18 protein-coding genes and 1 tRNA gene are annotated in these 16,474 nt (G+C 67.9%); 2 read left to right on the forward strand and 17 right to left on the reverse strand.

What is annotated here, in order from left to right; translation table 11 throughout:
• Positions 1-478 precede the first annotated feature (478 nt).
• The 4 genes from LDL49_RS25210 to LDL49_RS25225 all read right to left on the reverse strand — a co-directional run bounded on the left by LDL49_RS25210 (position 479) and on the right by LDL49_RS25225 (position 3,689).
• Entirely contained in the window at positions 479-973 is a 495-nt protein-coding gene (locus LDL49_RS25210) for an Rv1363c family protein (RefSeq protein WP_225293985.1), read from the reverse strand.
• Positions 970-1,467, reverse strand: coding sequence for an Rv1363c family protein (locus tag LDL49_RS25215; RefSeq protein ID WP_225293986.1), 498 nt, complete (start codon positions 1,465-1,467; stop codon positions 970-972). Before LDL49_RS25215 ends, LDL49_RS25210 begins: the two co-directional genes overlap by 4 nt.
• A 502-nt stretch (positions 1,468-1,969) precedes the next feature.
• Positions 1,970-2,971, reverse strand: a complete 1,002-nt coding sequence (locus tag LDL49_RS25220; RefSeq protein ID WP_225293987.1) for an ABC transporter ATP-binding protein — start codon at positions 2,969-2,971, stop codon at positions 1,970-1,972.
• A 148-nt stretch (positions 2,972-3,119) separates the two neighbouring features.
• Positions 3,120-3,689 (reverse strand): TetR/AcrR family transcriptional regulator, encoded by a 570-nt coding sequence (locus tag LDL49_RS25225; protein ID WP_225293988.1) that lies wholly within the window; start codon positions 3,687-3,689, stop codon positions 3,120-3,122.
• A gap of 110 nt (positions 3,690-3,799) precedes the next feature.
• Here LDL49_RS25225 and LDL49_RS25230 point away from each other — a divergent pair, with 110 nt between their 5' ends.
• A complete protein-coding gene (locus LDL49_RS25230) occupies positions 3,800-4,186 on the forward strand; it encodes a nuclear transport factor 2 family protein (RefSeq protein ID WP_225293989.1) in 387 nt (128 codons plus the stop codon).
• Positions 4,187-4,670: 484 nt separating this feature from the next.
• Here the strand turns inward: LDL49_RS25230 and LDL49_RS57095 are convergent, their stop codons facing one another.
• The 9 genes from LDL49_RS57095 to LDL49_RS25275 form a co-directional block, all read right to left on the reverse strand.
• Positions 4,671-6,854, reverse strand: coding sequence for an ArnT family glycosyltransferase (locus LDL49_RS57095; RefSeq protein ID WP_308016188.1), 2,184 nt, complete (start codon positions 6,852-6,854; stop codon positions 4,671-4,673).
• Positions 6,855-7,092: 238 nt separating this feature from the next.
• Entirely contained in the window at positions 7,093-7,482 is a 390-nt protein-coding gene (rplL, locus tag LDL49_RS25240) for a 50S ribosomal protein L7/L12 (protein WP_225293990.1), read from the reverse strand.
• A gap of 69 nt (positions 7,483-7,551) precedes the next feature.
• A complete protein-coding gene (gene rplJ / locus LDL49_RS25245; protein WP_225293991.1) occupies positions 7,552-8,076 on the reverse strand; it encodes a 50S ribosomal protein L10 in 525 nt (174 codons plus the stop codon).
• 270 nt (positions 8,077-8,346) lie between these two features.
• A complete protein-coding gene (locus LDL49_RS25250) occupies positions 8,347-9,174 on the reverse strand; it encodes an SCO4651 family lipoprotein (protein ID WP_225293993.1) in 828 nt (275 codons plus the stop codon).
• Positions 9,175-9,708: 534 nt separating this feature from the next.
• On the reverse strand, positions 9,709-10,428 hold the full coding sequence (gene rplA / locus LDL49_RS25255; protein ID WP_225293995.1) for a 50S ribosomal protein L1: 720 nt from the start codon (positions 10,426-10,428) through the stop codon (positions 9,709-9,711).
• Between the two features lie 132 nt (positions 10,429-10,560).
• Positions 10,561-10,992, reverse strand: coding sequence for a 50S ribosomal protein L11 (gene rplK, locus LDL49_RS25260; RefSeq protein ID WP_225293997.1), 432 nt, complete (start codon positions 10,990-10,992; stop codon positions 10,561-10,563).
• A gap of 116 nt (positions 10,993-11,108) precedes the next feature.
• Positions 11,109-11,891 carry a transcription termination/antitermination protein NusG gene (gene nusG / locus LDL49_RS25265; RefSeq protein ID WP_225293999.1) on the reverse strand — a complete coding sequence of 261 codons (783 nt, stop codon included), beginning with the start codon at positions 11,889-11,891 and terminating at the stop codon, positions 11,109-11,111.
• Positions 11,892-11,956: 65 nt separating this feature from the next.
• Positions 11,957-12,202, reverse strand: a complete 246-nt coding sequence (gene secE, locus LDL49_RS25270) for a preprotein translocase subunit SecE (RefSeq protein WP_225294001.1) — start codon at positions 12,200-12,202, stop codon at positions 11,957-11,959.
• 73 nt (positions 12,203-12,275) lie between these two features.
• A tRNA-Trp gene (locus LDL49_RS25275) sits at positions 12,276-12,348 on the reverse strand.
• A gap of 158 nt (positions 12,349-12,506) precedes the next feature.
• Here LDL49_RS25275 and LDL49_RS25280 point away from each other — a divergent pair.
• Positions 12,507-13,715 (forward strand): pyridoxal phosphate-dependent aminotransferase, encoded by a 1,209-nt coding sequence (locus tag LDL49_RS25280; RefSeq protein ID WP_225294004.1) that lies wholly within the window; start codon positions 12,507-12,509, stop codon positions 13,713-13,715.
• 86 nt (positions 13,716-13,801) lie between these two features.
• Here the strand turns inward: LDL49_RS25280 and LDL49_RS25285 are convergent, their stop codons facing one another.
• From LDL49_RS25285 to LDL49_RS25300, 4 genes are read right to left on the reverse strand one after another with little or no spacing between them, the layout of a single operon-like run.
• Positions 13,802-14,284 (reverse strand): hypothetical protein, encoded by a 483-nt coding sequence (locus LDL49_RS25285; RefSeq protein WP_225294006.1) that lies wholly within the window; start codon positions 14,282-14,284, stop codon positions 13,802-13,804.
• Between the two features lie 41 nt (positions 14,285-14,325).
• Positions 14,326-14,967 carry a hypothetical protein gene (locus LDL49_RS25290; RefSeq protein ID WP_225294008.1) on the reverse strand — a complete coding sequence of 214 codons (642 nt, stop codon included), beginning with the start codon at positions 14,965-14,967 and terminating at the stop codon, positions 14,326-14,328.
• Positions 14,968-15,008: 41 nt separating this feature from the next.
• Entirely contained in the window at positions 15,009-15,887 is an 879-nt protein-coding gene (locus LDL49_RS25295) for a PASTA domain-containing protein (RefSeq protein ID WP_225294010.1), read from the reverse strand.
• 29 nt (positions 15,888-15,916) lie between these two features.
• The gene (locus tag LDL49_RS25300; RefSeq protein ID WP_225294012.1) at positions 15,917-16,417 is read right to left on the reverse strand and encodes a SigE family RNA polymerase sigma factor; all 501 of its coding nucleotides are present in this window, start codon (positions 16,415-16,417) and stop codon (positions 15,917-15,919) included.
• Between the last annotated feature and the right edge of the window lie 57 nt (positions 16,418-16,474).

Consider the following 16,474-nt stretch of genomic DNA (forward strand, 5'->3'; position numbering starts at 1 on the left):
GGGACCAGCGGGTACGGCGGAGGCGTTGCGCGAGGCTGCCAACAGATGTCCTTCCGAGGGCTCGCGGCGGACTGACTACACGCACGCCAGACAACCTCGCAACGTGAGCAAGCGGAGCGGGTCGTCAAAGGGCAGCGCAAAGGGGCAGTGTAGCCGAACGGCACACGCCTGTCCACTTCACTCTCGCTGCATGCTCCACGTTGGTCGCAGCATCGCCCGTTCGAGCGGAAACGTCAAGCCCGTAAGCCCGACTTTCCGCCGACCTAGGGGCCGGACGCTGGGTTTTCTCCCCTGCGTGATCGGACGCCTACCGTCAGGCCCAAGACGATACCCGCGAACGGGGACGGTTAACGCTCCGTCACACCGAGGGTCGAACCCATGCCGACAACCGGTGTAGCTGAGACTCAGGTACCCGCTACTTGGGCTTCGCTAAACCCTTTTTTTGGTAACAATTGACCCCCGGGACGCGCCCGATGGCTCAGGCAGTACCGATCAAGGTCGACAGCTCGGCCACCAACCAGCGGGAATCTTGCCGGACCATGACGAGCCTGGCCCGGTTCTGGCTGACCTGTTGCTGTGGTTCGGCCTTGCCGGGGATCTCCCTGACCGTACCCGTGTTCACGAACAACAGAACCTCAACTCGATCATCTTCTGCGCGCTCCACGCCCGCGTCGGCGACGGCCGCCGTCTGGACCGTCTTCTCCGCCTTGGCCTTGGCGGCCAGGCCGGCCGACAGGGCCTTGTAGTGCTTGGCGAGCTCGCCCGTGGTGTGCTCGGCGGCCCGGGCCAGGTCCTGCTCGACCGTCCGATAGTCGTACGACAGCAGGTCCGGCGCCACCGTACGGGCCGCGGCCATGGCCTGGCGCCCCGCCTCCTCGTCCGCGCGCAGGGCGTGGGCGTCGTACCAGAACACCCCTGACGCGGTGCCGAGCCCGAGCACCAGGACCAGCAGCGCGATCGTGACCGCCCTCACACCACCTGCACCGCCCTCGACACCAGCCAGACTCCCTTCGCCTTGGTCACGTCCATCGACCAGCGGTAGAACCGCTCCTGCTTGGGCGTCTTGGAACCCTCCCAGCGGATCTCCACATCGGCCACGACAAGCACCCTCGCGGTCAGCTCCGTCATCGACACCAGCCCCGTGGCCCTGAGCACGCCGTGCTGCACGACCTTGTTCTCCAGCGTGGTGGACTTGAGCTTCGCCGCGTTCGCCTCATACTCCTCCTTGGCCACTCCGGTGGAGGTGGCCAGGATGCGCCCCATGTCGGCGTCGACGGTCTTGTAGTCGAGCGAGATCAGATTGACCGCGTGCGCGCCCGCCGCCTCCAGCGCGGCCCGCCTATCGTCCGCCCTGGCCTGTTCGGCCAGGTCCTGCCCGCGAAGGAACACCACGGCGGCGCCGAGCAGCACCACCAGCAGCAGGAGTACGCCGGTCAGGACGCGGGGTGGCCGGACCGGCTCGTCCACGTCTGCTCACCTCCCGGCTTGGTTGCCGGATGATAACCCGCCGGCCGCTTCTGGAGCCCGGGAAACGACAGAGGCGACATAGGACCCCACTCTTGCCGGGCGGGCATGTCGCCGCCTCCCCGCCTCTCCCGTCTCCCCGCCTTCCCCGCCTCCCCGGCGAGCCGAGCGTCTGGCGAACGCCCTTCAGGCGGCCTTCTGAGGCCCGCTGGAGGCGCGGAGCGGCGTTACGGCCTTTCGGGGCACCGAGGTCCGGGAAAGCGTCTTCTCGGCCCGCCTGGCGGACGCCCGGGTCTGAGGTGCTTGGTCCGTGCCGCGCGCTTGACCCGCCAGTCGGCTCTTGACCGGTCTGGCGGCGGGCCGGTCCAGACCGGCTGCGGCCCACCCCCGATTACCTGGGCGACCATCAGACCCATCAGCGCGAGACCGGCGTCTTGGGACCAGGGCCGGGGCCTACTGTCACTCGAGCGGTTGGAGCAGGACCAGGGCTTACCGGAGCTGCGACCTACCGGACTCCGTTGAGGTGGGCGTTGATCAGGCGCGGGTACTCTTCCAGCCAGTTGCGCCCCCGGTCGTCCACGAAGGAGCCCTGGGGCGGGATGACCCCGTTGGCCGCCAGCCAGGTGCCGGGCGGCCGCTGCGTACGGCGGAGCCCGTTGCCGCTGGGCATCAGCTGCGGCGGGATCGGCGGCAGCGAGCCGGGGTCGTGGCCCAGCTGCGCCTCGGCCTCCAGTTCGGAGACGTCCTTCTCCTCCGACATGCCGATCGGGCCGTGCTTCCTGGCATTGAGGAACTGCCGGACCACCGGCTCGTCGCTCGACAGCAACATCTCGCGCGGCCCGAACATGATCAACTCGCGCCTGAACAGCAGCCCGATGTCGTCGGGCACCGTACGGGCGGTGTTGATGTCGTGGGTGACGATCAGGAAGGTCGCCTCGATCTCGGCGTTCAGGTCGACGATGAGCTGGTTGAGATAGGCGGTCCGTACCGGGTCGAGACCCGAGTCGGGCTCGTCGAACAGGATGATCTCGGGATCGAGCACCAGCGCCCTGGCCAGCCCGGCCCGCTTGCGCATGCCGCCGGAGATCTCGCCCGGCAGCTTGGTCTCGGCGCCGAGCAGGCCGACGAGCTCCATCTTCTCCAGCACGATCTGCCGGATCTGCGACTCGCTCTTCTTGGTGTGCTCGCGCAGCGGGAAGGCGATGTTGTCGTACAGGCTGAGCGAACCGAACAGCGCACCGTCCTGGAACAGCACACCGAACAGGCGGCGCAGCTCGTACAGCTTGCTCTCGTTGCAGTTGGCCAGGTCGTAGCCGTCGATCCAGATGTGGCCGCGGTCCGGCCTGAGCAGCCCGACCAGGGTCTTGAGGAAGACCGACTTGCCGGTGCCGGAGGGGCCGAGCAGCACCGAGATCTCGCCCGCGGGCAGGGTGAGCGAGACGTCCTCCCAGATGACCTGCCGACCGAACGACTTGGTCAGCCCGTCGACCACGACTTCGACGCCCACGGGTCACCCTCCATGCGCACAGAGTAACGTGACTTCAACCACACGGCTGCCATCACCGTAGCGGCGCACGAGGGAATTGGAACCAGTTCCAATAACTTGTTACTGGCCGGTTATGAGACACGGAGTCCAGCAGCGGGCGTCGCGGTCCCTATTCGGCGTGGGGGTGGGCGATCGCCCTCAGGGCCGGGCGGAGGACCCGTGCGATGTCCGCTTGAGATGCTTCGCGTAGCTCGTCGAGTTCGAGCAGCTGGTGGCCCACGGTCACGCCCAGCATGATCGTCGTCATCAGCGCCGCCCGCAGTCGCGCATCGCCGCCGGGGATCAACTCGCCGACCTGGTGGATCTGACGACTCAGTACGGCCCGCGCCGACGCACCCGCCTCAGGGTGGGTGAGCATGGATCGCATCATGGCCAGGGAGCTCTGCGGCAACTCCCCCATCTTGACACCGAGGCTCCCGAGCAGCTGCTCGACCAAGTCGTCGGCGTCCAACTCCTCGGCCTCATCCTGGGCCACCGGCGCCGGGGCCACGGTCACAGCCGCGCTGAACAGGTCCTGCTTGCTGCCGAAGTACTGCATGACCAGCGCGGGATCGACCTGAGCCGCCTTGGCCACCGCGCGGATCGTGGTGCGCTCGAATCCCAGGTCGGCGAAGAGTTTCCGGGCCGCTCCCAGGATCCGCTGCTCGGTCCTGCGCCGCCGCTCCGCCCGTTCGGTCACGCCGCCCCTCCCTTTTGGCAACCGTCGCTCACTCTACAGGCGTTGACCGTTCGCCTTATTTCACTCTACGCTCGTTGAGTCAACGCCCGTTGAGCGAAATGGGAGCTCTCATGTCCATCACCGATCTCGTCGCCGCCTACCACGCCGCGATGCTCCACAAGTCGGCCGACGAACTGGCCGATCTCTACGCCGAGGACGGCCTGCACGAGTTCCCGTTCGGCGGGCTGCCGGCGTTCAAGGGCCGGGAGGAGGTCCGGGCGGGGTACACGATGATGTGGGGCTCCATGAAGGCCCTGGTCAAGGAGATCCGTGACGTGGTCATCCGCCAGGCCACGGACCCGGAGGTGGTCGTGGCGGAGCACGAGGCGGTGGTCACGGTGGCCGACCAGGAGCTGACGGTGCCGGGCCTGCTGATCCTACGGGTCAGGGACGGTCTGATCGTCCATGCGCGCGACTACATGGACACCAGCGCCATCGCCCGCGTCCGCGCCGCCTAGCGCGCTGTCCACGAACGGTTCGCCGGGCATCCGTCCCCCGCTCCCCCGAAGCGCCCCATAGGGCCCTTCGCCACGATGGATCGGCCTCTTCCACCCCAGGGGCCCCTCCGCAGGGTCCTCTCCCACGACGGACCGATCTCTTCCGCTCCCCCGGAGAAGCCCTCCCCCAAGGGCACCCCACCACCACGGACGGTCCGCTTCCGCTCCCCCGGAGAGGGCCTCCCCCGATGGACACCTCAATCCCACGGACCGTCCTCTTCCGCTCCCCGAAGGGTGCATCCGCCGATGGGAACCCACGGGCGGTCCCTTTCCGCTCCTCAAAGAGGCCCTCCTAAGGGTTCCCAACCGCGACGGACCGGTTCCTTCCGCTCCCCCGGAGGGGGTATCCCTCCTCAAGGACCTCAGCCACCGCAGACCGTCACGGGGATCGAGACGGTCGTGTGACAAAACCACCCGGGGACTCGCCGACGCTGAGGTCGTACGGTCACTTGGCGGCGGTGAGGTCGTAGATCGTGGCGTTGCCGACTGTGGCGGCCGTGTACGTCTCCTGGACCCACGCGGCGATCTCGGCCGCGTCACTGCTGCCACCCGTGCTGGCCCCGCCGCGCATGCCGCCGCCCATTCCGCCACCGATGAAGTAGTGGATCTTTCCCTCGGCCACGTACTGCTTGAACTGGGTGAGTGTCGGCGCGGGATCGGTCCCGTTGAAGCCGCCCACCGCCATCACCGGCTGGCCCGTGGCGAGCTGGTATCCGGCGGCGTTGTTCGAGCCGACGGTCGCGGCGACCCAGCTGTAGGCGGTGGCGTTGCTCTTCAGAAGGGCGGTCAGCTCGGCGCTGGGGGTGACGGACTGCAGCAGCCCGCCCATCCCACCGCCTCCCCGCCCGCCACGAGCGAACCCATCGGCTCCGGTACCACCCGTTCCGCCCGGCTGACCGCCGGTACCGCCAGGCCGCCCAGTACCACCGGTACCGCCCGGCTGGCCACCACCAAACCCACCGAAGCCCCCGAACCCGCCCGGTCCCATGGCCGCAGGGCCGCCGCCACGCCGGAACCCGCCAGGTCCGCCGAACCCTCCCGTAGAGGGGCCCGCCGTGGGGATCGCGCCGGTATGCGCGGATGTGGCGGTGTCCAGTGCGTACGCGGCCGGCCCGGCCAGACACACCACGACCGCCACGACGGCGACAATCCCCGGCAACCGCCGCGACCACCAACCACGCGCCGCGACCGGCACGCCCGCAGACTTCTCAGACGGCTCGCCCCTAAGTCCCGCGACCGCCACGCTCCCAAGCTCCTCAGACCGCCCACCGGCGACCGGCGCGCCCACAGAGACCTCAGACGACACGCCCGCAAGTCCCGCGACCGCCACGCCCCCAGGTTCCCCGGACGGCACACCCACCCGCCCCTCCCCCTGACGACCGACGATCAGTAGACCCACAGCCGCCGCCAACCCGCCGACGAGCACGATCGGCCCCAACCAGGAATTCCACTCCGAACTACGCGACAGCAGGACGTACCCCCACCCAGCCGTCACAGCCGCGGCCAGCGCGAGCGCCCGGTTCGCCCGGCGCTCCCAGAGCAGCGCCACCCCCGAACCCCCCAGCACCGCGATCGCCGGAGCCAGTGCCACCGTGTAGTACGCGTGGAAGATTCCCTGCATCAGGCTGAAGATCAGCCCGGTGATCACCAGCCAGCTCCCCCACACCGCCGCCTGAGCCCGTACGGGATCCGTCCGCGGCGCCGACCGCGTCAGCCAGACCACGGCCACCAGGAGCACCAGCGCCGCCGGAAGCAGCCACGAGATCTGCCCGCCCGCCTCGGTGTCGAACATCCGCCACCAGCCGGCCTGCTGATTGAGGTTGCCGAGCCCTCCGTAGTCGCCGCCGTTCAACCGGCCGATGCCGTTGTAGCCGAGCGCGAGTTCCAGGACGCTGTTCGTCTGGGAGCCGCCGATGTACGGCCGGTCGGCGGCGGGCACCAGCGCCACGGCCACCAGCCACCAGCCGGCCGACACCACCATGGCCACACCCGCCAGCACGAGCTGCCAGAGCCGCCGCCCCACCGTGGTCGGAGCCGTGATCAGGTAGACGAGCGCGAACCCCGGCAGCACCACGAACGCCTGCAGCATCTTGGCCAGGAACGCGAACCCGATGCACGCCCCCGCCAGCACCAGCCACCGCGTCCCCGCCTTCTCCTGGGCCCGCACCACGCAGTAACCCGCGACGGTCAGCAGCAGCACCAGCAGCGCGTCCGGGTTGTTGAAGCGGAACATCAGCACCGCCACCGGCGTAATCGCCATCACCGCCCCGCCGATCAACGCGGCCCACGCGGGGAAGCGGCGGCGTACGGCGGCATAGACCACGCCCACGGTCGCCACGCCCATGAGCGCCTGGGGCACGAGAATGCTCCATGAGCTCAGCCCGAAGATCCTGGCGCTGAGCTCCATCGGCCACAACGAGGCGGGCGTCTTGTCCACGGTGATGGCATTGGCCGCGTCGGACGACCCGAAGAAGAACGCCTTCCAGCTCTGGGTGCCCGCTTGTACGGCAGCCGAGTAGAACGCGTTCGCCCATCCGGAGGCGTTCAGCCCCCATATGTAGAGCACCGCGGTGGCGGCGAGCAGCCCGGCCAACGCCCATCGATCTCTGACACGCACATCCTTGAACACACTCGAACGCTAAGCACCACCTCTCGCCACGCGATGAGACGACCATGAGAATCTCGTGAGCTCTGTACGGCGGTAACAGCCGGACACACAAAAGGGTGCGCAAAAGCGGCAACAACCGGGCACGCAAAAACGCAAAAGAGGCGGCACACCCGGCACCTGGGTGCAGCCGCCCCTTCTGGGGTGAAACGCCGGAACCGGCGATTCGGTAATGCTCTTCGAGCGATATGCCTCGAAAGTGTTACTTCACGGTGACGGAAGCGCCGGCGCCCTCGAGGGCAGCCTTGGCCTTCTCCGCCTGCTCCTTGTTGACCTTGCCGTCGAAGACGTTCTTGGGAGCGCCGTCGACCAGGTCCTTGGCCTCCTTGAGGCCCAGGGACGTCAGGGCGCGGATCTCCTTGATGACCTGGATCTTCTTGTCGCCGGCAGCCTCGAGGATGACGTCGAACTCGTCCTGCTCCTCAACGGCGGCGGCCTCGCCACCACCGGCGGCGGGGGCAGCGGCAACCGCGACGGGGGCGGCGGCCTTGACGTCGAACACTTCCTCGAACTGCTTCACGAACTCGGAAAGCTCGAGGAGGGTCATCTCCTTGAACGCGTCGAGCAGCTCGTCGGTGCTGAGCTTCGCCATGATGGTTTCCTCCGTATGGATCTTGCGATAACTAGGAACGGGACCGCGGGGTTTGCGGCAATCCCCGTATTACTCGCCCGCCTCTTCGCGCTTGGCGCGAAGGGCGTCGGCCAGCTGGGCCATGTTGGTGGGCAGCGCGGCGAACATGGCGGCAGCAGCACTCTGCTTCGCCTTCATCGCGCCGGCCAGCTTCGCGAGGAGAACCTCGCGGGACTCGAGGTCAGCGAGCCTGGTGATCTCGGTTGCGTCCAGCATCTTGCCATCAAGGACGCCGCCCTTGATCACCAGAAGGGGATTGGCCTTGGCGAAGTCACGCAGACCCTTGGCCGCCTCGACAACGTCGCCGTTGACGAAGGCGATCGCGGTCGGACCGGCGAGCAGGTCGTCAAGACCCGCGAAACCGGCCTCATTGGCCGCAATCTTAGTCAGGGTGTTCTTCGCCACGGCGAACTTCGCATTCTCACCGAGAGAGACGCGCAGCTGCTTGAGCTGGGCGACGGTGAGACCGCGGTACTCGGTCAGAACGGCGGCAGCGCTGCCTTCGAACTCGCTCCTGAGCTCGGCAACTGCTGTCGCCTTATCCGCCCTCGCCATGGGCCTCCTTCCAGATGTGCCACCGGTGAAGGCCCAGAAATGAGAACGGCCCCGGGCGCAGGGCGCACACGGGGCTCACACACGGATCACTCCGTGTAGGAAACTCGTATCACACCTGCGCGGGCCGTCCACAGACTGTGGATCCTTCGGTCGTCAGGTCTTGAAGAACCTGACGACAACCGGCGGTCTTCGGCAACGACCAGAGTACGTCCTGGCCGCCGAGTTTCCAAATCGCTCTCAGTCGGCGACGCTCTTCAGCGCCGCACCCGGTTAGTTGGTCGTGCCCTTCGGCAGCTCGCCGATCTGGTCGGCGGGCGGCGTCTGGATGTTGACGGCCTCGTTGAACCCCTTGAACAGCAGGGTCGCGTCGAGCGTGGCGCCTTCCTTGGCACCGTTCAGCGCGAGCTTGCGAGGCAGGCCGTCACTGCCGACCCAGATGTCGAACTTGATGTCCTTGAGCTCGGCCAGGCCCGAGCGGGCGGCTTCCTGCTTGTCGGCCGGCAGCTGCTGCACCGCCGCGTCGACCGGGAACGTCCCGCTGTAGTGGGTGGTGTCCACGCCGCCGACACTCTCGGTGCCGGCCGCCTTGACGTCCTGCGACGCGGTCACCATCTTGGTGACGGCCGCCAGGTCGAACTGCTGGATCTGGTCGAGGTACGTCTTGACCTGATCCGGAGCGCCGACATTGGTCAGCGGCACCTTGATCCACGGCTTCGTCGCCCCGACGAGCTCCTTGAGCGCCTCGACCTTGACGTAGACGGCGTCGCCCTGGAGCACGGCTCGCGCCCCACCGGGCAGACCCTTACCGTCCATGTCGAGGGTGTCGAGGGTGAGGTCGACGGCCAGCTGCGGCTTGCTCTGGTAGAGCATCCGCCCCTGCACCTTGCCGTTCCCCTCCTGGGATTGCTTGACGTTGACGACGGCGTCAACGGTGTAGCTGGTGACCTCCGCGGTCTTCTGCGCGGCCTGCGTCAGCACTTCGGACGCCGCCAGCTTGACCTGGATTGGCTGCGCGGTCGTTCCACAACCGGCAACCGCGACCGCGACCAGGGCGGCACCGGCCGCGGCGGTAGCGAGGGAAATTCTGCGCTTCAGCATGATTTGAACCCTACGTGTCGGTGTCCCGGTGATGGCGTATTCCCCTGACTTTTCAGGGAAAACCCAGGGTCTTCCCCGACCCGCGTCCCCTGGCCGCGCGCCACACTCTCTGCCTCGGCTTCTGTCGTGTGAGCCGCTCTGATCTTTCTTTTGTGTACGGCACTTCTTTTTTCGCGTACGGCACCAGGTGGGTCACGCGTCACCCGGAGTCCGAGGGTCGCCGTACGAGATAGAGCTCGCAGACGCGCACCCCCAAGACCCGTCCCAGCAGAGCGCACGCCGCACCGGAGCCGCCGCGAAGCCGCGCCACAGCCCCCGTTGGGGGGCCGCCGCGCCCACAGCGGCGGGCGCCCGTGACGCGGAGGTCTGTGACGCGGGCGTCGATCGCTGGGGGTCTATGGCGGGTGAGGGTCTGCGACGCGGACGCCTATGGGCCGCCATGCGCACAAGGCGCCCCCCGAACACACAACAGCCCCCGCCGGAATCGGCGAGGGCTGTGTGGTGCGAAGAAGTGCCAGAAGAGTGGCCTTTTCGCTACGCGTCCAGCTCGGCAGTCAGGCCGCGGGTGGCGTTGGGGTCGACCGGGACGCCGGGGCCCATGGTCGTGGAGAAGGTGACCTTCTTCAGGTAACGACCCTTGGCGGCCGACGGCTTGAGACGGAGCACCTCGTCGAGGGCGGCGGCGTAGTTCTCGATGAGCTGGCGCTCGTCGAACGACGTCTTGCCGATGATGAAGTGCAGGTTGGCCTGCCGGTCCGTACGGAACTCGATCTTGCCGCCCTTGATCTCCGTCACGGCCTTGGCGACGTCGGGCGTCACGGTGCCGGTCTTCGGGTTGGGCATGAGGCCACGCGGGCCGAGAACGCGGCCCAGACGGCCGACCTTGCCCATGAGGTCAGGGGTGGCGACCACGGCGTCGAACTCGCTGAGCCGGTTGCCCTTGGCGATCTCGTCGATGAGCTCGTCGGCGCCGATGATGTCGGCGCCCGCCTCGCGGGCCGCCTCGGCACGGTCACCGGTCGCGAAGACCAGGACCCGGGCGGTCTTGCCGGTGCCGTGCGGGAGGTTGACCGTGCCGCGCACGATCTGGTCGGCCTTGCGAGGGTCGACGCCCAGTCGCAGCGCCACCTCGACAGTGGCGTCGAACTTGGTGACGGACGTCTGCTTGGCCAGCTTCGCGGCCTCGACGGGCGCGTAGAGCTTGTCGTGATCGACCTTGGCCGTCGCGTCCTTGTGCGCCTTGCTGCGCTTCATTTCTGTCTCCTTGTGGTGTGCGGGCCGGGTGCCGGCCCTCCCACTGATCGGTGTGGGTACGAGCCGGGAAACCGGCTCTCCCACGGATCGCGGTGCGGGCCGGGGAACGGCCCTCCCGCGGATGGGGAAGTGTTAGTCGGCGACGGTGATGCCCATCGACCGGGCGGTGCCGGCGATGATCTTCTCGGCCGCCGCGATGTCGTTGGCGTTGAGGTCGGGCATCTTGGTCTCAGCGATGCTGCGGAGCTGCTCGCGGCTGAGCTTGCCGACCTTCTCCTTGTGCGGGACCGCGCTGCCCTTGTCGAGGCCCAGAGCCTTCTTGATCAGCTCCGGCGCCGGGGGCGTCTTCGTGATGAAGGTGAAGCTGCGGTCTTCGAAAATGGTGATCTCAACGGGGATGATGTTGCCCCGCTGGGCCTCCGTGGCAGCGTTGTACTGCTTGACGAAGTCCATGATGTTGACGCCGTGGGGACCGAGCGCGGTACCGACGGGCGGAGCGGGCGTGGCCTGGCCAGCGGGCAGCTGGACCTTCACCAAGGCCGCGATCTTCTTCTTTGGAGGCATGATCCTTCTCCGGGTCCTGAGAATGGTGTTGCAAACCCCCACGGGCGCGGGAACCCCAGAACACAGGGGTCCCCGTCTACGCGCGTGGGGACGACATATCAGCTTACGTGATCGTCTTAGATCTTCGAGACCTGGTTGAACGACAGCTCGACCGGGGTCTCGCGGCCGAAGATCGAGACGAGCACCTTGAGCTTCTGCGACTCGGGGCTGATCTCGCTGACCGAGGCGGGCAGGGTGGCGAACGGGCCGTCCATGACCGTCACGGACTCGCCGATCTCGAACTCGACGGTCGGGCCGGTGCTGGTCTTGGCCGAGGACTTCTTGGCTTCCTCGGTCGGCTCGGGCGCCAGCAGCTTGGCCACCTCGTCGAGGTTGAGCGGGCTCGGCTTGTTGGACAGGCCCACGAAGCCGGTCACACCGGGCGTGTTACGCACGGCGGCCCAGGACTCGTCGGTCAGCTCCATGCGCACCAGCACGTAGCCGGGCAGTACGCGCTCCTTGACCGGCACCTTCTTACCGCTCTTGAACTCCTGGACGGTGTGCGTCGGCACCTCGACCTGGTAGATGTAGTCCTCCATGTTGAGAGACACGTTGCGGCTCTCGATGTTGGACTTCACGCGGTTTTCGTAGCCGGCGTAGGAGTGGATCACATACCACTCACCGAGCTGGCCCCGGAGCGAGCGTTTGAACTCCTCGACCGGGTCGACGTCAGGCAGGATGTCACCGTCTTCGTCGACTGCGGGAGCCTCGTCGGCGACCTCGTCCTCGTCGCTCTCGTCGCTGTCCGCGACGTCGGCGTCGAGCTCGTCGACGGTCTCCTCAGTGGCCTCAGCGGCCTCTTCCGGCTCGCCGTCCCACTCCTCGTGGGACTCGTTCGCCGGCACTGAAGATTCGGACACGGTGGCTTTTCCTCTTTCGTCGAATCGAATGGCGACTCCGTCGGGCGACGCCGTCGGTGTCTGGATCAGGCTCCACCGAAGACGCGGAGAACGGCCCAGCCGAGCGCGCTGTCGAGCCCGTACACGATCGCAACCATGATCAGAACGAATACCAGAACGACCGTGGTGTAAGTGATGAGATCCTTGCGTGTCGGCCAGATGACCTTACGCAGCTCGGTGACTACCTGCCGGTAGAAAAGGGCCGGCGAGGTGCGGGTCTTCTTCTCGCCACTAGGCTTGCCTGCGGTCTCGCCGCGCGTGTCGATCGCCACAGTCCTCACCTGAATCTGTCGTATCCAACGCAGTATGCGGCGCGCTTACACGCCATTGCGCGGACCGCACTCGCAGGGCACGAGGGACTCGAACCCCCAACCGCCGGTTTTGGAGACCGGTGCGCTACCAATTGCGCCAGTGCCCTATGTCGCCAACCACACTACCCTGATCAGCTCACTGCCTGGACCGAACCGCACGTCGACATGCGGCGGCACGACCAGGCGAAAGTGTATCGGGGGAATGCCCCTTACGTCGAACCAAACCCGATCGCCCAGGTCACGGCCCGCGTGGCAGCATGGACCCATGTCCACCCGACCTCGCATATCCGCTCGAATTTCCGCGATTTCCGAGTCCGCCACGCTGGCCGTGGACGCGAAGGCGAAGGCGATAAAGGCGGCCGGCCGCCCCGTCATCGGTTTCGGCGCCGGAGAGCCCGACTTCCCGACACCGGATTACATCGTCGAGGCGGCGGTCGCGGCGGCGCGCGATCCCCGCTTCCACAAGTACACCCCGGCCGGCGGCCTGCCGGAGCTCAAGCAGGCGATCGCCGCCAAGACGCTGCGCGACTCGGGCTACGAGGTCGAGGCGTCTCAGGTCCTGGTCACCAACGGGGGCAAGCAGGCCGTCTATGAGGCGTTCGCGACCCTGCTCGACCCGGGCGACGAGGTCCTGGTCGTGGCCCCGTACTGGACGACCTACCCCGAGGCGATCAAGCTGGCCGGCGGCGTCCAGGTCGACGTCGTCACTGACGAGACGACCGGCTACCTCGCGAGCGTCGAGCAGCTCGAGGCGGCCCGCACGGAGCGCACCAAGGTCCTGCTGTTCGTCTCGCCGTCCAACCCGACGGGCGCCGTCTACTCGCGCGAGCAGACGGAGGCGATCGGCCGCTGGGCCGCCGACAACGGCCTCTGGATCGTCACCGACGAGATCTACGAGCATCTCGTGTACGGCGGAGCGGAGTTCACCAGCATCGCCACGGCCGTTCCCGAGCTGGCCGACCGGGTCGTCATCGTCAACGGCGTGGCCAAGACGTACGCCATGACGGGCTGGCGGGTGGGCTGGCTGATCGGCCCGTCCGACGTGGTCAAGGCCGCGACGAACCTCCAGTCGCACGCCACGTCCAACGTCTCGAACGTGGCCCAGATGGCCGCCCTGGCCGCCGTCTCCGGCGACCTGTCGGCCGTGGCGGAGATGCGCGAGGCGTTCGACCGGCGTCGTCAGGCGATGGTCCGGCTGCTCAACGAGATCCCCGGCGTGTTCTGCCCGGAGCCGAAGGGGGCGTTCTACGCCTATCCCTCGGTCAAGGAGCTGCTCGGCAAGGAGCTGCGCGGCCGGCGGCCGCAGTCGTCGGCCGAGCTGGCCGAGCTGATCCTGAAGGAGGCGGAGGTGGCGGTGGTTCCGGGCGAGGCGTTCGGGACGCCCGGATATTTCCGCCTTTCGTACGCCCTGGGGGATGACGACCTGGCAGAGGGCGTCAGCCGCCTCGCCAAGCTCCTCGCCGAAGCCCACTGACCGCGCCGCGTCAGCCGACCGCAGAGGCCCCCTGATCGCGCCGCGCCAGCCAACCGCAGAGGCCGGATGACCGGGCCGCGGCCGTGTCAGCCGACCGCCGCGGCCACCTCCTCGATCTCGCGGGCCAGTCCGGGCGTGGCGCCGATGTAGACCGCGGTGCCCGGCCGTTCCAGCCACATGAAGTTGCTCAGCCCGCCCCGCGTACGCCAGCGCAGGGCGGGCTTGCCGTTGTACGCGCCCAGGCTCGACCTGCTGACCAGCGAGGCGAACCGCTCGGCGCCCCGCACCCCGCACACCACGGCGACGAGCAACTCCTCGTCGTTCCTGCGCCACCGCACGCCCTTCACCTTGAGCCGCTCGCGCAGTGACTTGACCTGCGAGAACGAGCCCGCCCGCTCCACCCCCGCGGGCAGGTGACCGATGCCGAGATCCCCGGACCCGCAGGTCAGAGAGATGATCGTCGACCTCGCCCGGCTCGGTTCCGGCGTGGCTGTGTTCGCCTCCGGCGTGGCGGCGCTGCCGCACGCGGTGAGTACGAACACGAGGGACACCGCTGCCAGGCGTCGCATCAACCCCCCATGACTTGGAGTGGAAACCGCAGAAAAGGCCCCTAGTCTCCTACAGGAGCCTTGACCGAGGCGGCAACACGGAGCAGTTCCTCGCTCAGGGATTCGCCGACCCTGATCCACGCTCCGGTGCCCGGACGCTCCAGCCAGACGATCATCAGGCCGCCGCCGGGATGCCTGCCGACCAGGGCGGGCCTGCCGCGGATGATGGTGTCCCTGGGCATCCGTAGCGTCGTCCGCCGCTGGTAGGTGGCCCAGTCGGCCGCCGCGGCGCCGTGCTCGACCCGCACCTCGACGAACCCGTCCCGAGCTCCCGGCCCCCTCTCAGGGGCGAATCTGGCCCAGGCACCCTGGTCGGGTTCGATCACTCCCCCGTCGGCGCGATCGAACCCGGCAGGCAGGTAGGTGAGCCAGAAGTCATGCGAGACCACCGCGATCCGGGGCGCCGCCATGGCAGCGCTGACGGTCCGGCCCCGAACGGGCCCCGCCCGGCCCGGCGCGGCCGGAGCCGGCTGGGTCTGAGCCGGCCGAGCCTGAATCGGCGGAGGCGCCCCCACCGGCGTGCGATGGAGACGCCCGAAACCCGAAGAGAACAGCCCATAGATGATCGAAACGGTGACCCCGAGTGCGAGGAACGCCAGCATCGCGCGCAGCGCCTGTCCGCCGGTCCCGCCCTCAGGCCTCATGCACGGTAGATCCCCGGTCTGATCTCACCCGTACCCCCTGATCACTTGACGGGTTCGATCCCTTCGGCGATCTTCTTCAATTCGACCGCCGCGTCGACCTTTTTCGCATAGTCCGGGCTGATAAACACCTCGACCGCCAGCCCCTTGCGCAGCGTCCAGCCAATGGTGCTCGTGGAACCCTCAGAGTTGTCGGTGGTGTCGGAGGCGACTTCTCCGCCTTCGGTGACATCCGCGAGGTAAGCCTCCTTGCCCCTGATATCAACAGTTTTAGCGCCCTCTTCAGAGAACCTCACCAACCGCTGCGCGACCTGCTTGGTCGCCTCACCCGCGAACACGACGACCTGAACGGCGTAGTAGCCCTCTGGCTGCCCAGGCTCGACGAAAGTGGTGGTGTAGCTGGTTTTGCCGAAGCCGTTCTTGCCCGACCATTTACCCCATTCGAGCCCGTCGGGCAGGTAGCCGACGTGGATGCCGCCGAGCTTCCTGCCGTCGCCCAGATCACCGAGATCCTGCGGTACCGAGGGTTCCCGGCCGACGGTGAGCTGGACGTTCGTCCCCATCGTCACTTCCTGACCGGCGGCGGGGGCCTGGACGCGTACCGAACCCGTGTCGGTGGCCGTCTCCGGATCCTCCACGACCAGTCCCGCCTGCTTCAGCGTCTGGACCGCCTCGGCGACGGGCTTGCCGACGACGTCCGGGACGACCACCAAGTCCATCACGGCCTGGTCCTGGCCGGTGGCCGCGTGCTGGGCCTTGGGGGGCTCCCCCGAGTTGATCAGTGCCGGCACGGTCACGGCGACCAGGGCGGTGGCGAGGGCGGCGCCGGCCGTACGGAATCTGAGCACGCGCGCGCGGTGACGGCGGCGCACATCCCTGCCGAGCGTCGGCCCGGGGTGCACGCCGGCGACGTGCGCGGCCATGGCGTCGGCGATGGCTTCTTCTTCGGTCTTCATCGGATCGCTCCTTCTGCGACGGTCATGCGTTCGCGGATCTTGGCGAGGCCCCGGGCCGCCTGGCTCTTCACCGTGCCGAGCGAGCAGCCGAGCAGCGACGCGGTGGCCGACTCCGACTGGTCCTCCCAGTAGCGCAGGACGATCACGGCCCGCATCTTCGGCGGCAGCCTGCGCAACTCCTCGATGAGCGTGTCGCGCAGGTCCAGGTCGGGCGATTTCGCGGCGGTGTCGGGCGGGCGGGCGAAGGTGATCTCCTGCACGACGCGCCGCCGCCGAGCCCGGCTGATCGCCGCGTTGACGAGGACCTTGCGCGCGTACGCCTCGGGGTTGTCGTGCCGGATCCGGGGCCAGTGCCGGTAGACCTTCTCCAGAGCGTGCTGGACCAGGTCCTCGGCGTCGTGGTGGGTGGCTCCGCAGACCAGGATCGCGGTGCGAAGCAACGAGGTACTGCGGGCGGCAAGGAACTCGTCGAATGCCGTTTCGTCTTCATCCGTCATGAGCAGGGGTCCCCTTTCGCCCCTCCCAACGCACGAACGGGCATACAGGTTGAGTGG

This window comes from Nonomuraea aurantiaca (genome assembly GCF_020215705.1).
GTDB classification, from domain to species: domain Bacteria; phylum Actinomycetota; class Actinomycetes; order Streptosporangiales; family Streptosporangiaceae; genus Nonomuraea; species Nonomuraea aurantiaca.